This is a genomic window from Paenibacillus sp. FSL H7-0442, from assembly GCF_038593105.1.
In the GTDB taxonomy this organism is placed as follows: Bacteria; Bacillota; Bacilli; order Paenibacillales; family Paenibacillaceae; genus Paenibacillus; species Paenibacillus polymyxa_D.
In genome coordinates this window covers 1,865,886-1,882,617 of the sequence record NZ_CP151963.1, presented here as the reverse complement: position 1 = coordinate 1,882,617, position 16,732 = coordinate 1,865,886, and the positions used below count along the sequence as shown (strand labels likewise).

Genomic DNA, 16,732 nt, shown 5'->3' with positions numbered 1-16,732 from the left:
CATGAATTCATAGATTCATATAAACCATGCTGCAAACTTCACATTTTCGAGCAAATACAACAAAAAGACACCTTCCAAACCACTATACAAATGGTTGAAAAGGTGCCTTTTCTTTCATGCTATTCAATTAACGATGATCATTCCAAAAATTAAGCGGAGTCAGGTTATCATTCAACGGCTCGAACGAATATCCTTCTTTCTGCAAGGCCGCCATGATTTGTGGAAGCACCTTGATCGTAGATGGCTTATCATGCATAAGAACGACTGGTGTTCTGCCTTGCTTTTTCAGTCTCTTAATATCACTGAGGACTGTCTGTACAAAATGCTGCGGATTTTTAGTATAACGCCAATCATTCGAATCGATGTTCCAGTCCCAAATATGATAGCCTGCACCCGTCAGTTGATCACGATATGCTTTCTTCAAATACGGTTTGCTGCCATAAGGTGTACGAATCAAAGAAGTGCGTTTCCCTGTGGCCTTAAATAAAATGTCGTTATCCTGATTCATCTCTGCCAATGCTGCTGCCGGGGATGCATAGATCTTTTTCACCTGGTGTGTCATCCCATGGAGGCCCAAACCATGCCCTGCGTCTACCATTCTCTTCATCACTGCGCTATGTTGGCGAATTTCAGGTCCCAGCATGAAGAACGTAGCCTTCGCATTATATTTATCTAAAATATCCAGCAGCTGCGACGTATGCGCTGTAGGACCATCATCGAAGCTCAAATAAATCGTACGGCTGGATGATGAGGCAGTTCCCTTGTTGCCTGTATTGCTGGCTTTGCCCGGTTCGACAGCTGCATACTGTTTAATTTCTGCCGCGAATGTATTCAAAAACTGAGCATCAGACAAACTAGCGTTTGCATTCTGAATTCGATACAGATTACTTGTAGGAACCGTAATAGTGAAGCCGAATGCATCGGTCAAAGTGCGAATTGGCACCATCGTGCGTCCTCCACGCTCGAACACATCCCCCTTGTTCAAATCCAGCGTAAAGCTGCGATTATGTCCAGTCAGCACCAATGCATTTCCATTGGCAGAAGTAGAAATACCCATCTTTTGCCCTAATGTAACGATGGGTACATACAACTTATCATTTTCCATTACGGGCTTAACCGTATTCGAATCTAGCAACACATCATTGACCCCAAGCAAAGGCGCCTTCGCTTGTGCACTCGCTGTATTCGTATGTATACCCAGCAAACCCAAACAACAGATTGCCATCAAGCATACAGCCATCCATTTTACTTTTAAAAGCTTCATTCATTACACCATCCTGTGCTGTATTTTATAATGTGCGGGAGCTATCTCTAGCTTGTCTATGAAGTTATACAGACATGACGATATAGACATGGCAATATAGACATTCACTCAACATATAGAACATAAACGCATATAAACCGACTGAACCGGACGTCTTTTCGTTCCCCCTATATATACTAATAGATTACCAGACTATAGTAGGTAAATATAGTAAAACAATTTGAAAACAATCTCGCAATCCATCTTACCAAATAAGTTACAAAGTTGTGAATAAATTTTGATAGAACTAGAGACTACCTGAAGAAATATGAAGGTAAGGTACTTGGGGATAGAACTCTGGTATCTGACTAAATATTCTAGGTATCTAATAAACTATGGATTGTCATAGAGGAGTATCATTTAACCCGTTTACAAGGTACTAGGTATTGATAGATATAAAGAAAGACCCTGAGGATTGCCGCCCTCAAGGTCTCAAACTTATTGAATAACTACATAAAACAAGAAAGCTTTTTTGCTATCAGTTGAAGAGAGCAGGTAGTATACGAATGAATCTTTTTTATCTTCCCTCACATAGAATGTCGATTTATACTCTATAAATCGTACTAATGAGGCGAATATGGTTTTTGCCGCATTTAAGTTAAACTCTTTTAGTTTAATCACAATATTATACTGACCATCATCATATTTAACAGAAAAATCTGCGATATTATCCTGTCTTTCAAAGAAGTCCGTTGTCTCTGACCAAATCCCTATCTCATATTCAGTATTTAGATTCTTTGATAATTCTAATAATACATCCTTATTCATCTCTTCTTATCAACTCCAACTATAATTATTAAGGTTTAGGAATATAAACGCCCCCCGAAGCAGGAGAATGGACAGAAATAATTCCTCCACTTTCGTTGGTTACAACCTTATTGCCCCGAGCATCTGTATATTCCCATGTTTTCCGCCCTAGGTCATCAACCTTACTTTTCCTATTCTTTTTATTGTTGTTTATTATGTTGTCAATCGTTTGAGATGAAAACCCTCTCTCATTTGCACGTTCTGCACCATGTTCACTAAATGAATGACCTCCAGGTGTCTTGTCACCTGTTTTAATAATACAATCACCCGTATTAGTATTGTGTACCCAAATTCCTAAATCGGTTACATAATACGTATGGTAGTCAGCAACGGCAAAATTATAAACTGTAACAAGTTCATCTTGTTCGACAAACTCTACCTTGTCAATCGTTAGATTGCTTCCGTCAGCTTTTTGGAGTTTATCGCCCACTCGAAGTTCATCTGCAAGTACCCAACCTTTTCCTTCAACATAGAATGGATGATTATTGGTCGTCTCAATGACTTGCTCTCCAACATTCAATTTAATAATATCATCACGTTGGTTGCGGAATAAAGCTGTTACTTCCTTGTAAGCCAACTCCCCATCAGGATTATTCTCATCTTTGGCGAGAACCTTATCTCCGACCTCAATGTCTTCGATATTCTTCTCCCCTTCGTCTGTTTGAACCTTCGTACCCGCTGTAAAACAATTACATTTCCCTGATTTTATTTTACCGCTATACTTCCCTCTACCAACAGACTTTCCGCCAAAATCACCGATCATCCCCATCGCAGCTATGCCAAGGACTTCGGCATCTGTCCACTTTTGGTATGCACTTAACAACTGATCTTTAGCCCAATCAGACTTGCCAGAACTATTCTTATAATCACTGGTTCCCGTTAATAGATCGTATAAGTAATTGTACTGGTTTGCTCCTCCAAAAATGGACACAAAATCATATCTTTTTCGTATGAAATCCTTGTATACCTGATAATCCCGATTTTTGCTGGAACTCGATTTAAGCCTAGCTTCATTTAGTAATATTCTAAGCTCTTGATAATCAATGGTCTCAAAATAATGTCCGCTTGGGTCCACATAGATTAGTGGATTATTGGCTACATACGTATACCAGTTCAAGCTTTGAGGATTGCTGATCTCTCCCTGATACGTATCCTCGCCCATAAAACGGGCTGTGCCTGGATCGTACCAGCGAGCCCGCAGGTACTGTAGCCCGGTCGTATCGTCCCAATACTCACCAGCATAACGCAACACGTTCGGAACGGTCTCTTTGACCTTCTCCGGTCCACCCCAAATATCGTAGCTGTAGCTATTCAGTTCCTTGCCCGAACTATCACTTAGACCTACCACATCACCGTGACCGTTGAGCTGATAATATTGCAACTGCCCGCTTGCCTTGTCCTGTCTGGCCCACAGTTGACCGGACAAGTCATACACGTAAGCGTAAGTGATCTTGGCTGTTTCACCTTGGACCTCGGCTTCTGCAATCAGCTTCGCTTCTTCGTCATAGTAATACCGAGTCGTTTTGCCGCCCTCTGTACGCTCGTACAGTAGACCGTCTCCGTTATAGCTGTACCCTACCTCTTTGCCTTCACCGGTCACCTTTGTCAGACGGCTGGCAGAATCATACGTATATTCAGCATTTTTCATGCCGAACACTTTGCCACTGCCTTCAGCACTTCGGTTTCCATTCGGATCGTAGACATAGGTCTTATTCTTTTCACCAGCGGCTTCGCTGGCAATACGGTTTGACGGGTCATATCCAAACTGGTCTGTTGTTCCGTTTTGTGTACGTCCGATGATGTTTTTATTCCCATCCCGTTCATACCCAAATTGATGTAGCGACGTACCACCGTGCTCCACCGTAACCCCGGATAAATCCAGTCCGTTGTAGCTGAATCGCGTACTCAGCCCTCTGCTCGAAGACTGGCTTTTCAGCAAACCATTAGGAGCATAATCGAACGTCATTCGATCCAATGATCCGCCCGCAGCAGCACTCGCTTCTCCCAAACTCTGTACATTTGCCGCACCGGACCCAGCGCTAATGTCCATTTGGGTAACTCGGCCCACACTGTCCAGCTTGGATTGAACGTGCATAGACGTGCCAGCAGCATCTGTTAGCACATAGCCTGTACGAGACTGCTTGTTGTATTCATAGCTGATGTGCGTACCATCAGGGTACTTCAGCCCAGTCAAGGCTCCATCTGATGGATCATAGGCATAGGAGGTCGTTCCCTGACCATCAGTCATGCTTTTTCTTCGTCCTGCGCTGTCATAGGTGTAATTGGTTTTAAAATCGGGACCCGCCGCTTCGGTAACTAATCCGTCAGCGTTATATTGAAAGGTAATGGCCTCCGATTTTCCTGTCAACATACGGGTGATGTTTCCATCTGTATCGTAAATATTTAACGTAGTTCCTCCGCTTGATTTCTCAAGTAACGTACGTCTACCCAGCTCATCGTATGAATACACATTCTTTTGCCCATCAGGAAACTGAACGGTCTTCAAATTTCCGGCTAGATCATACACATAGCTGACCTGCTGTCCGGATGGATCAGTGACCGAGGTCATTTGTCCCAAAGCATCGTAATCATAGAGCGTGCGTTGACCATTACCGTCTGTACGGCTAGTGACCATACCCGCATAATTATAAGCTAACGATTCCAGCGGCTGAAATGATCCATTTTTAGCTTCTTGTGTGGAAGTCACACGACCTAAAGCATCTGATACTTCACGCACACGATAACCGGACGCATCCGTCTGAGTAACAGTACGATCCACTGCGTTATAAGTCACGGTATCTGTGGTTCCATCCGCATAGGTCGTCTTCACAGGTCGTCCAAAGGCATCATAGGCATAGCGAGTGGTTGCTTGTTCAGCATCCGTGCTTTCTACCATATCTCCATGATCATCATAACCATATCCGTAAATCGCATCACCCACCTGCTGCTGGAGCATCTGTCCGAATGGATTATACATTCTTTCAGCACTTACTCCATCTGGTCCGGTGACGGTGACATCGTTCGTATCATCCTTATACACCACAACCGTCTGAGTTCCATCCGGATAAGTAACCTTCGTTACACGTCCCAAAGCGTCATATACGTAGGACTCTGTTTTGCGCTTGGCATCTGTTTGGGACTTGATTTCCCCAGTCGGATAATAATCATACGTATACTCAACACCTTTAGGCAAAAGCTGTCTTGTTGGGAGCTGAGAACCATAGGGAGATTTATAATCAATCGAAACATCCGTATAGTTTCTGTCATCAATAAGAACTTTCTGACCACTTACATTCCCTTTTGCATTGTAAAAAGTATAGGTATCTGATAAAAGCTTCCCTTGCTCTGTACCTTCATAGTTTTTCAGTTCATACAATGTACCCTCTGCTTTATAAGTTCGAACTGTCGTTCCAGTTTTTCCTTCACTTATTTTAGTAACCGTCTGGGTAGGTTGAATCCAGAAAAAAGGCTCACTAGAGGTTTTATACGTATGAACAGTCTCCAATCCAGTACTTTGGGATACTTTTAGTGGAAGACCATATTCATTGTAGTCATAGGAGGTGGTTACAGGTTCTGACGAAGAACCTCCCTCCGTATACGACTCTTGCATTTGCACAGGCAAATTCCAGTCCATGGCATCATTATATATGTAGTTTATATGATAGCCGGTAGAATCACCCTCTTGATCATAGCGGTTAAGAACAAGCTTGTCTGGTGTATTATCACCTCTAAAGACTTTACCAAAATGGAAGGTTTCTGTTGTACGCGTCCCTTTAGCAACCACCGTCCACTCAGCATTTTTGCCATAACTTGCTAGATCTTCTCCGGAATACGCGAAATCAAGTTTATTTAAAAAACGATCGCCGGCAGTTGTACTGTACATATCAGCGCGTGAAGCCACCTTAAACACGCCTTGTGTACCGTATACGCCTATCTGCTTGTTATAGGCTTCATACCGAATGTCTGTAATCGATGAAGTAGGTCGTACAATTCGTGTAAGGAGCGCGGTTTCATTGGATTGTAGAGCTCCAGTCTTTCCTTCACCATTTACGACTACATTAAAAGGAGCATCCATAAATGTGTACGCATAGCTTGTGCTTCGGGAAAGAGAATCCAATACTTCTGACAGCACCTTGCTGCTTCCCTCGCCACTTTGGCGATAGGTGTACTGATGGTCCGTGCCCTGCTCTTTAACAACAATTTGCCCGGCATTGTAAGTGAAGTCAAGCTCTTTGCCATCACTGTTTCGAATCGATCGAATAAGCTTTACTCCACCAGAACTTGTATAATCAAACTCCACCCGATTCTTATACGCATCCTGGATTAAAATCAAATAACCGTCCTGATCGATATAATAGTCATTTCCATTCAGCACTGCTATTTTGTATGCACTGCTTACTCCCTGCACACTTGCGCTTTGATCTGTACTGATCTTCAGATCTTTGTATGCATATCCTTCTAGCTGCAAATCATCTCTCAGTTCATAGGAGCCTGTTCCCGGAATATACAAATACCGTTTACCATCCTGTTTCTGCATATGAGGAAGATCCCATTTCCAGCCTCTCCCCAGACCAGAAGCTGCTTCTTCCTCGCGGATGGCACTTGTGTTTGTATACAACCCTTCATTTTGCTGCACACCAATCTGATTATTTGCCAATGAACTGTTATACACACGAGTCAATGCAAAGGGCAATGACCCCGGCAGTACCAAATCCGTATTTTGAACAACGAGCTGTCCTGAAGCGGTGGACACACTGTTGTCACCATAGTCCATTCCATAACGAGACGTATCATCACTCAACCTGCTTTGTGCAAGCGCCGCCTGATCAAAAGGAGCATACACATCTGTTGTAGCTGATACCTGCAACAAACTTTGTTTAAATAAATCCTGCCCGATCAGTCCGCTTTCTCCTGGAGTCGGAGCATATACGGAATCATTTACTCGGGGTATAGATGGGATAACCATCTCAGTCGTGTCTGGAGCCGGCTCTTTACCCTCTTCCTTATCAAGTGGATGTTGAGTTGCCTTTTCATCCTGGGTGGTCTGAGCGCGCTTTTCGCCCTCCTTCAGTGCAGCCGACTCATCGGATGGTTCCACCTTTGTATTTGTGCTCAATGTCAGTCCATTCTGCTGTACCCACAAGCTTGGACTTTGTTCTGGTAATGAATTTTCTCCACCATCTTTTTGCCATGCTTTATAAATATCATATAAGGTATAGCCTTTGGATAACTGTGCATTGACCCACGCCTGATCCTTACCTGTTTGCTGTGCAAGCCAAGCTCTGGTAATAATCTGCGGAGTAGAAGACGAAGAAGATTGAGAAGTTGCTGCCTCTCCACGACCTGCTTCTCCATATGCCCATGTGCTCCATGAACCCAGTAACATCAGCACACATAGTAGACTACAAATATAACGTTTAAACACTCGCTCACCCCTATTAATAATGCCTATACATCTAATGATCTGTTATATTTTTTCGAAGCCAAGACATCCTTTTAATCTGTAAAAGGAAATACCTTTTTTGTCCGTTTAATGATGTTTCCGTTTAAATCATAATCCAATTGAATTTGATCACCGGTGAATAAGATAACTTTATTCAGTCGGTTTCCTTTGCCGTATTCGTATGAAGTATCTTTGCCAAGCGCCATATGGGCTGCCTTAATTACAGTTTGCAATGCACCGCTATTAATTTCTGACAGCTTCACATAAACCGTTTGACCTGCCTTCATCTCATACTCTAAGACCGTGTAATCCCAACCATATATTTGTGCTTGCTCAGTTGAGGAGACAAGCTGACTACTAAAATCAGGGTCCGTAAACAAGGCTAGAATTGGCTGCTGCGCAGCAAAGTTGGATTTCTCCTTCACCGCAAAACGGTAAATCCCGTCTTCTTTGGGTGTAAACCGATATTTCCCTTGTTGGCCTACCGTAAAGTCAACTTCCTTATCTATAAGCTCAATTAGCTCGCCCAGCTTGCTGTCATCGTTATTTTTTACAGCAAACACACGATAAGGCGCTCCAAAGTTAACAGCAGGAGTAGTTGCAGCTACGGCGAGATGAATATTTCCGTTAGCTGGCACTTGCTGTTGAGTGTCTGTCGCCTCTTTATGTTCACGAATCACTTTTCCAGCATGATCTGCAACAGTGAACTGATATGTTCCACCCGTTGCTTTCGCATTCGTCAAAACAGGTGCTTCCTGGCTCCCGCGATTGATCCATACTTCCTGTTTGCCGCCAGACAAAGACGTTTTTAATAATGCTGGTTCTGTGCTTGGATCTGCTTTAATGTCATTGTTGAAATGAATGGTTACAGCTTGCGGCGAAGTGACGGTTACAACAAGTGTACCTCCTGCTCCAAGTGAGATCTCAGGTAATGAAACACTCATACCTGCTCTATCCACCTTGGAATTCACACCGCTACCTTCTCCATACATGGCATAGTCATAGAGACGGCTTGTGTCTGAAGCATCTGTGGTTAATGAGGAAGCCTGTGAGCCAATATTATGGAATACATAGCTTTCTCCCTGCTTGATGGTAACCTGATTGCCTGTTGGCACCTCGGCAGCCTCAACATCGAATATTCCTAATACAGCTCCATAAGTCACTGGCACATCCGAAACCGTCGTTACAATGGCATAACCTCCGGCCTGTACCAATGGCAATTGAGTTGTATCCTTAGCCTGGCTGTACACTGTCCCATCTGCCTTATAATTAATGTAATTCCATTTCATACCGTTGACCGAAATGACGTCAAGGGCCTTGTCCAAAGTGCTAACATTTATAAATTTCCGGCTTTCACCGCGTTTCAATGTAATTCGATGGAAGGCTGCCTGTGCGTTAAGCATAGCCTCTACCTTACTGCTGTAAATAAAGGTGATTGGCCGATCGGATACATTGGTGACAATGGCTTCACCGCCCGCAACAATCTCTGGGTCCACTGTATTGTTGAAATGATCTGATGTCAGTAAACGAAGCCCTCGATAGCTTGCCGAATCAAAGCGTACACTTCCACTACTTTTGTCATGCCGCAATGAATTCGATTTGCTATCATGATTGCGGAAAATGTACGAATCTCCCGGCTCCAGCGTCGTTTGCCCAATACCATTATCATCTTCGCTGGCCTTAAAGCTCCGATAGATACCCCCAAACGTGATTGGCGTGTCACTGGTTACCGTCACACTAGCCTTTTTACCTGCGCCAACCAAAAAGGTTGAGTTCCCGGTATTGCGCCTGGATTGCTCTGTATCATCTGCTTTATACAGGACCACATCAAATTTTCCTTTAACAGTTTTGGCTGTGCTGTGCAGATTCCTCAAATGATCACTAATATTGGTAAAAGCATAACTTTCACCTTTCGAAAGTGTTACCCGCAAGAAAGCAGGATGGCTACTCGTTTCCCAGGAAAAATCATCTGTATAATCAAAGATAATAGGATTCGGACCAATCACAGTCACAATGGCATATCCCGAAGGCGGGATCATGGGACCAGACTGGCTGTTAAAACCAGAGGAATTTACCGTTCCATCCGGCTTGTAAATAGCATAGTCGAACAAGCTTCCTACCTTTTTGGAGTTATTGTAGATCGGATTCATCAGCGTACCATTGTTGTGGAAAATGTAGCTCTTGCCTACCTCAAGCTCCACACGGCTGATTGCATCTCCACCCACTGGACGGGCAATAAAATTGCGATACGGAGCCCCGTATGTCACCGGGTTTGCAGTGACCTGGGTAATTACCGCGTATCTGTCCACAGCAATCTGCGGCTTCGCCGTAGTGCCACTGCCGCGTGAAGCCTCTGTTCCGTTTGCCAGATAAACAACATAATCAAGTTTATCTTTAGATGTACCGTCACTTTCCACCGTATCCAATCGGGTTCCCACATTGATAAATTGGTAGCTTTCCCCCTGATTTAGGGTAACCCGCGCATAAGCCGGCTCGCCGGTGCTTTCTATACTGTATTTACCGTATGGAAATCCGAAGGTAACCGCATTGGCAGTGGAACCTGTAATAATCAGTTCCTCGCCATCACCCAAAGAGGGATGAGCAATGCTATTAAGATCAGATGCGGATAAAGTTCCGTCTGCCTTGTATTTTGCGTAATCAAAACGGCGATTGTCTGCATTTGACCCATCATGCTGAATCGAACGGGCAGTCCATCCTTCATTCACAATCCGATAGCTTTCATTTTTAGAGACCGTAACTCGCTCTAGTGCCGGGTCCTCCGATGTACTGTAGGTGAAGACGTCCGTTACTTTTACGGTTAATGCTGCTGTTCCTGTATTCGTAATAAACGCTGTGCCTCCCCCAGGAACACCAATGGGGCTTATGCCATAGTCCATATGGACAGTGCTGATGTCTCCGTCCTCTTTGTAACTTACACTATCGTACAAAATGCCTTTTGATTGAGAAGCGTTGCTATATATGGACTTACTGATCGTATCTGTATTCTCGAATTCATAGGTTTCCCCAGGTTCGATAACAATTGACGTATACTCCACCGCTGCCAAACTCATCATGAGTGCGTTATAAACGCTGTTTGTTGCAGAGGTAGGCGGATTGAAAGAAACTGTTTCATCAGAAAGCTCCTGCTCCTCCTGTACCAAACCTGCCTGATCCAGTTGCATTCCGTCCTTTAAATCTTGTTTTTCCGCTCCTGCCACACTAGGCAAGCACAGCAAAGTGTTTGTTGCTAAAAGTGCCGTCAGAAACCATACCATTACCTTTTTACAAATCATCTAGCTGTATAACCTCCTTTTTTCTCGTCAAAAAAATCCATGTCGGGCTGCAAGGACCCACTTTTATCTCTGTACATCCTTACAATTGTAAGAGAAGAACATGTTACCTCCATTTCCATTAAAAATGTCACATTTTAATATGTCGGCACCTTAAACTTCCATTTTTATAGGCCAAATGGACCTTATTTTCCATAAACCGGTTAAGCCCATGGGATTAAAAGAAAATCAGGAGAGGAGCCACTTGCAAACCCCCCTTCGGGTATAGTAGTATGTGTTTAAAAAAATCGGAGGGTATATGCCTAAACAACAAGATAAACATTCCATTCAGGCGTGGTCTCTGATCAATCGCAAATATTTGGGAAAAGGCGTGCGTGTCAAACGTTTTCGTAAACCAACACGCTGTCAGGTGCGCAATCGCGTTTTGCTTGCCGTTTTGATGGCTAATGACATTAAACTGTCCCAACTTGCCGAGGAGCTTTCCATTTCCTCCCGTAGTGTCAGTGCGTGGGTATATGAAGGTCGCATTCCCGGCAACACTAATCTGGAAAAGACGTGTAATACACTTGGTTATCCGCACCATATCCTATTTAATGAAGAGGTTGTCCGGCGTTCACCACTCATCTGTCAACCAGCGCCGTCCCGTTTTATGAAACGGACTGTGACTCGCTCTCCGGTTAAAAATCGGATTTTGGCGGGTCTATGCATGGTACATGATATTTCGGTGACCGATGTGAGTCATTGGATTGGCGTTCACCCCGGTACATTTCGGAAATGGTTGCATCAGGGTACCGTTCCTTCGCAAACCTTCCAGGATCAGGCGGAACAGTTTTTCCGTATTCCAAAATCCATTTTGTTTGCTGATGCCATGCTGAAAAAGTAAAAATGTCCGTAAAAGAGAAATGGTTGTAATTTTCATGAAAGTCTTTGAAAGGAACGCATTACCATCTTTCATTCACTGAGACTTTCACATCATGTAATTTCACAGAATATAAAATGCAAAAAAGCACAGTCTGCCGATTCCTCGGTGTACTGTGCTTTTTAGATAACAGAGCTTTAAATATTTCTTGCTTATATTTGTCAGTATCTTAAGAATGAATGCTTGCCGCTTCAGTTGAACGTCCCGCTTCTTCCTTAATGGACTTTAGCTTTTTCATCACCGGGTTGCCTCCACGTCCAAAGTAGTCGTGAAGACGGCAGTATTCCTCGTACAGCTTATCATACACGGCCGCGTTCTCAGGGATCGGTTTGAAGTTCTCGTCCCGTACACGGCCATATGACGCGCTGCTTCGACGATATCATTGTACCCTCCAGTTTAAGCTCCCGCAGCACTGCTGCGAACATGGCCGCACCCAGCGCAGGAGTTTGGGTGGAAGCTGCAACCTTAAATAAATTCCCGTCCGGTTACGTCAGCAACGTATACCCGACAATAAGCCCTGTCATGTTAGTGTCGACCAACAGAGAACGGTTACAGACCGATTGCATTGACCCTTTATTCTTGGTTCTGCTTTCATTATAAACTTGTACGTACAACTTAGCTAACCTTTTTATGTTTTTTCGATAGATTTATGTACTTATTTTCAGAAAAGATATAACAATAACAGTCTATTTCTGCAATCCAGAAAACAGACTGTTCGGTATGGCGAGAACCATGCCCATCAAATATGAAGCGTTACAGCTGTATACTTACTAACCTGTCCTTACATGTTAAGTAATAAAAGTGACTGATCTCCCAGCCTAGTGTTCTCCAGGCATGACCTGGACAGGCCCTGTAGATTCACGAACGATGAGCTCAGGCGGGAGAATTAACTGACGATCTTCTTCATGGCACCCCTTCTCTTCAATCATCGACAGCATGGTATCGGCAGCACGTAACCCCAATTCTTCCTTTGGATGCCAAATTGTCGTTAGCTTGATTTCTGTTGCTGTCGCCAAAAACGAATCATCAAACCCAACCAGCGATAGATCATTGGGTATGTTCAGACCCGCCGAACGTACTATATCCAGGAGTCGAACAGCCAACTCATCATTATAGGTCACCCATCCAGTAGGACGCTCCCCCGCCTCCATCGCCAACAGCCTCGACGCACGTTGTAGCGGAATCTCATTTTTTTCTTCTGTCCGGTAAGTCGTTACTGCGTTCGGGTGTAATGTCACTCCGTATTTGCGGTGAGCGCCCACAAATCCCTTCATACGAAGAATCCCCTGCATATCATCGGTTTTAAAAAATCCGGCCAAGCGTCGGTGACCCAGCTTAATCAGATGCTCGGCCGCCAAAAAACCACCTTTTTCATCATCTACTCTCAGACAGGGCGCATCCATTTCCTCATAACGCGCATTGATCATCAAATAAGGGATTTGACGATTTTCCACGGTTAAATAATAGTTCAGATTGGGGTTACGCTCTCCACTTTTGGTCGGTTCAATAATAATTCCGCTCAGCGGTTGACTTAACAGCATTTCCAGGCACTGACTTTCTTGCTCAGGGTCACTACCTGTACTTGACAGCAGCATCTTGTAGCCCTGGCGACTCAATTTGGATTCAATTCCCTGTACAATGGAAGGGAAAATATAATCCGAAATATAGGTTGTAATGACTCCAATAATCTTTGGATCTTCGGGCTGTTTACTGTCACGTGTCGCGACAAAGGTTCCCTTGCCCTGCATTCGAAACAGCCATCCTTCCTGCACCAGTTCACCCAGCGCCTGACGCACCGTTTGCCGACTAACAGCAAATTGTTCAGACATTTCATGCTCAGATGGAAGCTGGCTTTGCGGTTCCAGTTTGGATGAATGAATCCAGGACAAAATTTCCTGTTTAACTTGTATATATTTGGGCGCCATAATTTCCTCCGTACTTGCAATATCGTGTACCTGTTCATATTCCACGATTATAGCATACCGTTCATTTGTACATACAAATGTTACAGGAACAGGATATCGTCGTATTGCTGTCGGAAATGTAAACCCATTCACTTATCCCTTCCTTGCCACACATAACTGGCCGAATATCTAAGGACAATTTGTATAGATGTTGCACATTACGAACGAAGCAATTGATGTTCGTTCATATACTTGAGCCCAGTATAGCGATCACGCAAGGTATGAGCCGTGCGCAATGCACGAGCAAGCTGTTCCTCCGTAACCCCAAGCTCGGTAATGGTAGATGGACCTCCGACCTGAGCCAGCCATGCACGCATCTGCTCCGGCGTAGGCAAAGCCTGATACACCTTAAAAGCCTCTACATCCTGGCTGGCTGCTAAATCCCTGTACAGGTCAGACAGCAATGCGGATGCTACGCCTACTTTGGCACCATGCAAAACTTGCTTGCGTCCCTCTGCAATAAAATCCATTTCAATTCGGTGGGAAATATGATGCTCTCCCCCTGACGCTGGACGGGAATGATCTATCATCAGCATCGAAATACCGGATGCAATCAGCGCATTCATCAATACCTCGACACCAGCCTTGCTGCCTGCCGAAATCTCATCGACATGCTCTACACAGGCACGCAAAGCCTCCTCGGTAATGCGATTAGCCACAGGCGAATACGGCTCGTTTCCCAAATCTCTGGAAACATGCCAGTCCGCTAGTGAGGTGAACTTACCAAGCATATCGCCAAAACCTGCAGCAGTCATCGTCTGTGGCGCATTTGCCAGCACGGACAAATCAGCAAAGATCGCCTCTGGCGGAACTGCTTGGAATGTCTGCTTGCTGCCGTCCACAATCAGTGGTGCGCCTGCGGAGGTAAAACCATCCACCGAAGCAGCCGTCGGTACTGACAAGAAGGGACGATTCATTTTATAACATACGAAGCGAACCAGATCATGAATCGTGCCAGAACCTACAGCAAGTACAGCCTGACTCTTATCCGCCACACCCAGCAGCACCTTCATAATGTAGGTTTCATCAGCAATGACATCCCCTACAGCATTCGGAGGTAAACGGACTACATCAACTGTCAAACCTGCCTCCCGGATCAGCTCAGCTACTTTTTTTCCAGCCGCAACCGAAGTATGCTCATCTTCTACCAGAGTTACATGACGATAATCCTGTTGGTTCAAATAAGGAACAACAGCCTCCAATGCTCCATCTCGTACCTCAATAAACAATTCAACCTTTCGGTGAGGATGATCAGCGTTACTAGCCTGCGCCTCTTCGTTCCACAGCTTGATCTGTTCATTCATATTCATTTCATCAGCCTCCTGAAAAAGGAATAATTTGCCCAAGAATGATACATAATGATTAATAGATTCCGTTTGAAAACGATTACTATTTAATTGTACGCACAAGTGTGTGTCTAAGTCCAGAGAAAAAGTACAAGTTACTTTTTAATTTATACATTCGAAAGGAACATGTTTATGAAATTTGGAACGGATATTGCCTGCGCACTTGGGTTACTGGCAGGTACAACGTTTGGCAGTGGTATTGCATTTTTGTTCGGCTGGCAAGCTTACCGGGCCCTGACTTCTGTTGCAATCTTTGGCATTGCGGGGATTATCATTACCATTGCCGTTTTTCGCTTGCTGCACCGTAAGTCGCTTTCCACGTCTAATTCTCGATAAATGCTGTTAGTGAAACGAGTGCAACTTGTATTTTGCTAGAATATAAAAAAACGGGCCTCTTAAGCCAATTGCATCGCTTGAGAGTACCCGTTTTTATTTTACACATATTCACTTATGAAGTCGTGTCTACCTCTGGGTTAACATCTAATTCATAATCAATTTCATCAAACCCGAATCCAAATAATTGGAGGAAATCCAGACGGTATTGTTCGAGATCGCCCAATTCAGATACATTTTCTGTAGTAATTTCGGACCAAGCTGCTTTGACAGCCTGCTGTACATCGTCTCTCATTTCCCAGTTATCCAGACGGATGCGTCCTTCTTCATCCGTTTCCACCGTGGACCCACTGTATAGCGTCTCGAACAGACGTTGTGCCTGCTCAATACATCCCTCGTGCAGTCCCTTTTCCTTCATGACCTTAAACAGCAAAGAAATATACAATGGTACGACTGGAATAGCCGAACTGGATTGTGTAACCAAAGCTTTATTCACAGAAACGTAGGCTTTTCCATGATAACGTTCCAGTTGCTTTGTTAGAGTATGTGCTGTAGCTTCCAAATCATTTTTAGCTTGGCCAATGGTTCCTTTACGATAGATAGCCTCCGTAATTTCGGGACCAATATACGAGTAAGCCAGTGTGGTTACCCCTTCAGCCAGCAGATCAGCTTCTTCCAACGCTTTTAGCCACAAGGACCAATCTTCGCCACCCATTACCGTGATGGTGTTCTCAATTTCCTCCTGCGTAGCCGGTTCCAGCGTAATTTCTGATACGACACCTGTATTCGTATTCACTGTTTTATTAGAAAAAGACTGTCCGATAGGCTTGAGAACGGAATTAAAAGTTTCACCCGTATCGGGATGTGTCCGTCGCGGTGAAGCGACACTATACACAATCAGGTCTACCTTGCCCAGCTTTTCCTTTACCAGCTTCAATGTCTCCTGCTTAATTTCATGAGAAAAAGCATCTCCATTAATGCTTTCTGCTATGTAGCCAGCTGCTCTGGCCGCTCTTTCAAAGGCTACTGTATTATACCAGCCTGCTGAAGCCGTGCGCCCCTCTGATGCGGGACGTTCATAGGATACCCCTATGGTATCCGCTCCCAGCCCAAAGCTCGCAGCAATACGAGAAGCCAGCCCATATCCAGTAGATGCTCCGATCACAAGTACCTTTTTAGCTCCTTGTATTGATGTACTGTCTTTGATGTAGTTGATCTGACGATTAACATGAGCCGCACATCCTGCAGGATGTGCAGTCGTACATATGAAACCACGAATTTTCGGTTTAATAATCATTGTAAATGGTCCCCCTACTTTGGCATTCAT

General features: G+C 44.2%; 9 protein-coding genes and 1 pseudogene. 2 read left to right on the top strand and 8 right to left on the bottom strand.

Annotated elements, in window-relative coordinates; all coding sequences use genetic code 11:
- Positions 1 to 127: 127 nt before the first annotated feature.
- The 4 genes from MHH57_RS08570 to MHH57_RS08555 form a co-directional block, all read right to left on the bottom strand.
- A complete protein-coding gene (locus MHH57_RS08570; RefSeq protein WP_039269971.1) occupies positions 128 to 1,264 on the bottom strand; it encodes a polysaccharide deacetylase in 1,137 nt (378 codons plus the stop codon).
- A gap of 477 nt (positions 1,265 to 1,741) precedes the next feature.
- Complete coding sequence (locus MHH57_RS08565; protein WP_318626743.1) at positions 1,742 to 2,071, bottom strand: hypothetical protein; 330 nt, start codon at positions 2,069 to 2,071, stop codon at positions 1,742 to 1,744.
- Positions 2,072 to 2,099: 28 nt separating this feature from the next.
- Entirely contained in the window at positions 2,100 to 7,496 is a 5,397-nt protein-coding gene (locus tag MHH57_RS08560) for a polymorphic toxin-type HINT domain-containing protein (protein WP_342435170.1), read from the bottom strand.
- A gap of 110 nt (positions 7,497 to 7,606) precedes the next feature.
- Positions 7,607 to 10,846 (bottom strand): hypothetical protein, encoded by a 3,240-nt coding sequence (locus MHH57_RS08555; RefSeq protein ID WP_342435019.1) that lies wholly within the window; start codon positions 10,844 to 10,846, stop codon positions 7,607 to 7,609.
- Between the two features lie 295 nt (positions 10,847 to 11,141).
- Between MHH57_RS08555 and MHH57_RS08550 the strand changes: the two genes are divergently transcribed.
- On the top strand, positions 11,142 to 11,726 hold the full coding sequence (locus tag MHH57_RS08550; RefSeq protein WP_007429779.1) for a helix-turn-helix transcriptional regulator: 585 nt from the start codon (positions 11,142 to 11,144) through the stop codon (positions 11,724 to 11,726).
- 205 nt (positions 11,727 to 11,931) lie between these two features.
- Here the strand turns inward: MHH57_RS08550 and MHH57_RS08545 are convergent.
- From MHH57_RS08545 to MHH57_RS08535, 3 genes and pseudogenes are all read right to left on the bottom strand, one after another.
- A pseudogene (locus MHH57_RS08545) lies at positions 11,932 to 12,313 on the bottom strand (ribulokinase); the annotation flags it as partial.
- A 267-nt stretch (positions 12,314 to 12,580) separates the two neighbouring features.
- On the bottom strand, positions 12,581 to 13,687 hold the full coding sequence (locus MHH57_RS08540; RefSeq protein ID WP_342435169.1) for a GntR family transcriptional regulator: 1,107 nt from the start codon (positions 13,685 to 13,687) through the stop codon (positions 12,581 to 12,583).
- 197 nt (positions 13,688 to 13,884) lie between these two features.
- A complete protein-coding gene (locus tag MHH57_RS08535; RefSeq protein WP_342435018.1) occupies positions 13,885 to 15,036 on the bottom strand; it encodes a sn-glycerol-1-phosphate dehydrogenase in 1,152 nt (383 codons plus the stop codon).
- Positions 15,037 to 15,204: 168 nt separating this feature from the next.
- Here MHH57_RS08535 and MHH57_RS08530 point away from each other — a divergent pair, with 168 nt between their 5' ends.
- Entirely contained in the window at positions 15,205 to 15,408 is a 204-nt protein-coding gene (locus MHH57_RS08530; RefSeq protein ID WP_069011059.1) for a hypothetical protein, read from the top strand.
- Between the two features lie 112 nt (positions 15,409 to 15,520).
- Here the strand turns inward: MHH57_RS08530 and fabV are convergent, their stop codons facing one another.
- Positions 15,521 to 16,702, bottom strand: coding sequence for an enoyl-ACP reductase FabV (gene fabV / locus MHH57_RS08525; protein ID WP_341071873.1), 1,182 nt, complete (start codon positions 16,700 to 16,702; stop codon positions 15,521 to 15,523).
- Positions 16,703 to 16,732 lie beyond the last annotated feature (30 nt).

Bases quoted from the DNA above. Each gene is read 5' to 3' on its own strand.
- MHH57_RS08540 (WP_342435169.1), bottom strand. From the start codon at position 13,687: ATGGCGCCCAAATATATACAAGTTAAACAGGAAATTTTGTCCTGGATT.
- MHH57_RS08560 (WP_342435170.1), bottom strand. From the start codon at position 7,496: ATGTTACTGGGTTCATGGAGCACATGGGCATATGGAGAAGCAGGTCGT.
- MHH57_RS08570 (WP_039269971.1), bottom strand. From the start codon at position 1,264: ATGAAGCTTTTAAAAGTAAAATGGATGGCTGTATGCTTGATGGCAATC.
- MHH57_RS08550 (WP_007429779.1), top strand. From the start codon at position 11,142: ATGCCTAAACAACAAGATAAACATTCCATTCAGGCGTGGTCTCTGATC.
- MHH57_RS08530 (WP_069011059.1), top strand. From the start codon at position 15,205: ATGAAATTTGGAACGGATATTGCCTGCGCACTTGGGTTACTGGCAGGT.
- fabV (WP_341071873.1), bottom strand. From the start codon at position 16,702: ATGATTATTAAACCGAAAATTCGTGGTTTCATATGTACGACTGCACAT.
- MHH57_RS08565 (WP_318626743.1), bottom strand. From the start codon at position 2,071: ATGAATAAGGATGTATTATTAGAATTATCAAAGAATCTAAATACTGAA.
- MHH57_RS08535 (WP_342435018.1), bottom strand. From the start codon at position 15,036: ATGAATATGAATGAACAGATCAAGCTGTGGAACGAAGAGGCGCAGGCT.
- MHH57_RS08555 (WP_342435019.1), bottom strand. From the start codon at position 10,846: ATGATTTGTAAAAAGGTAATGGTATGGTTTCTGACGGCACTTTTAGCA.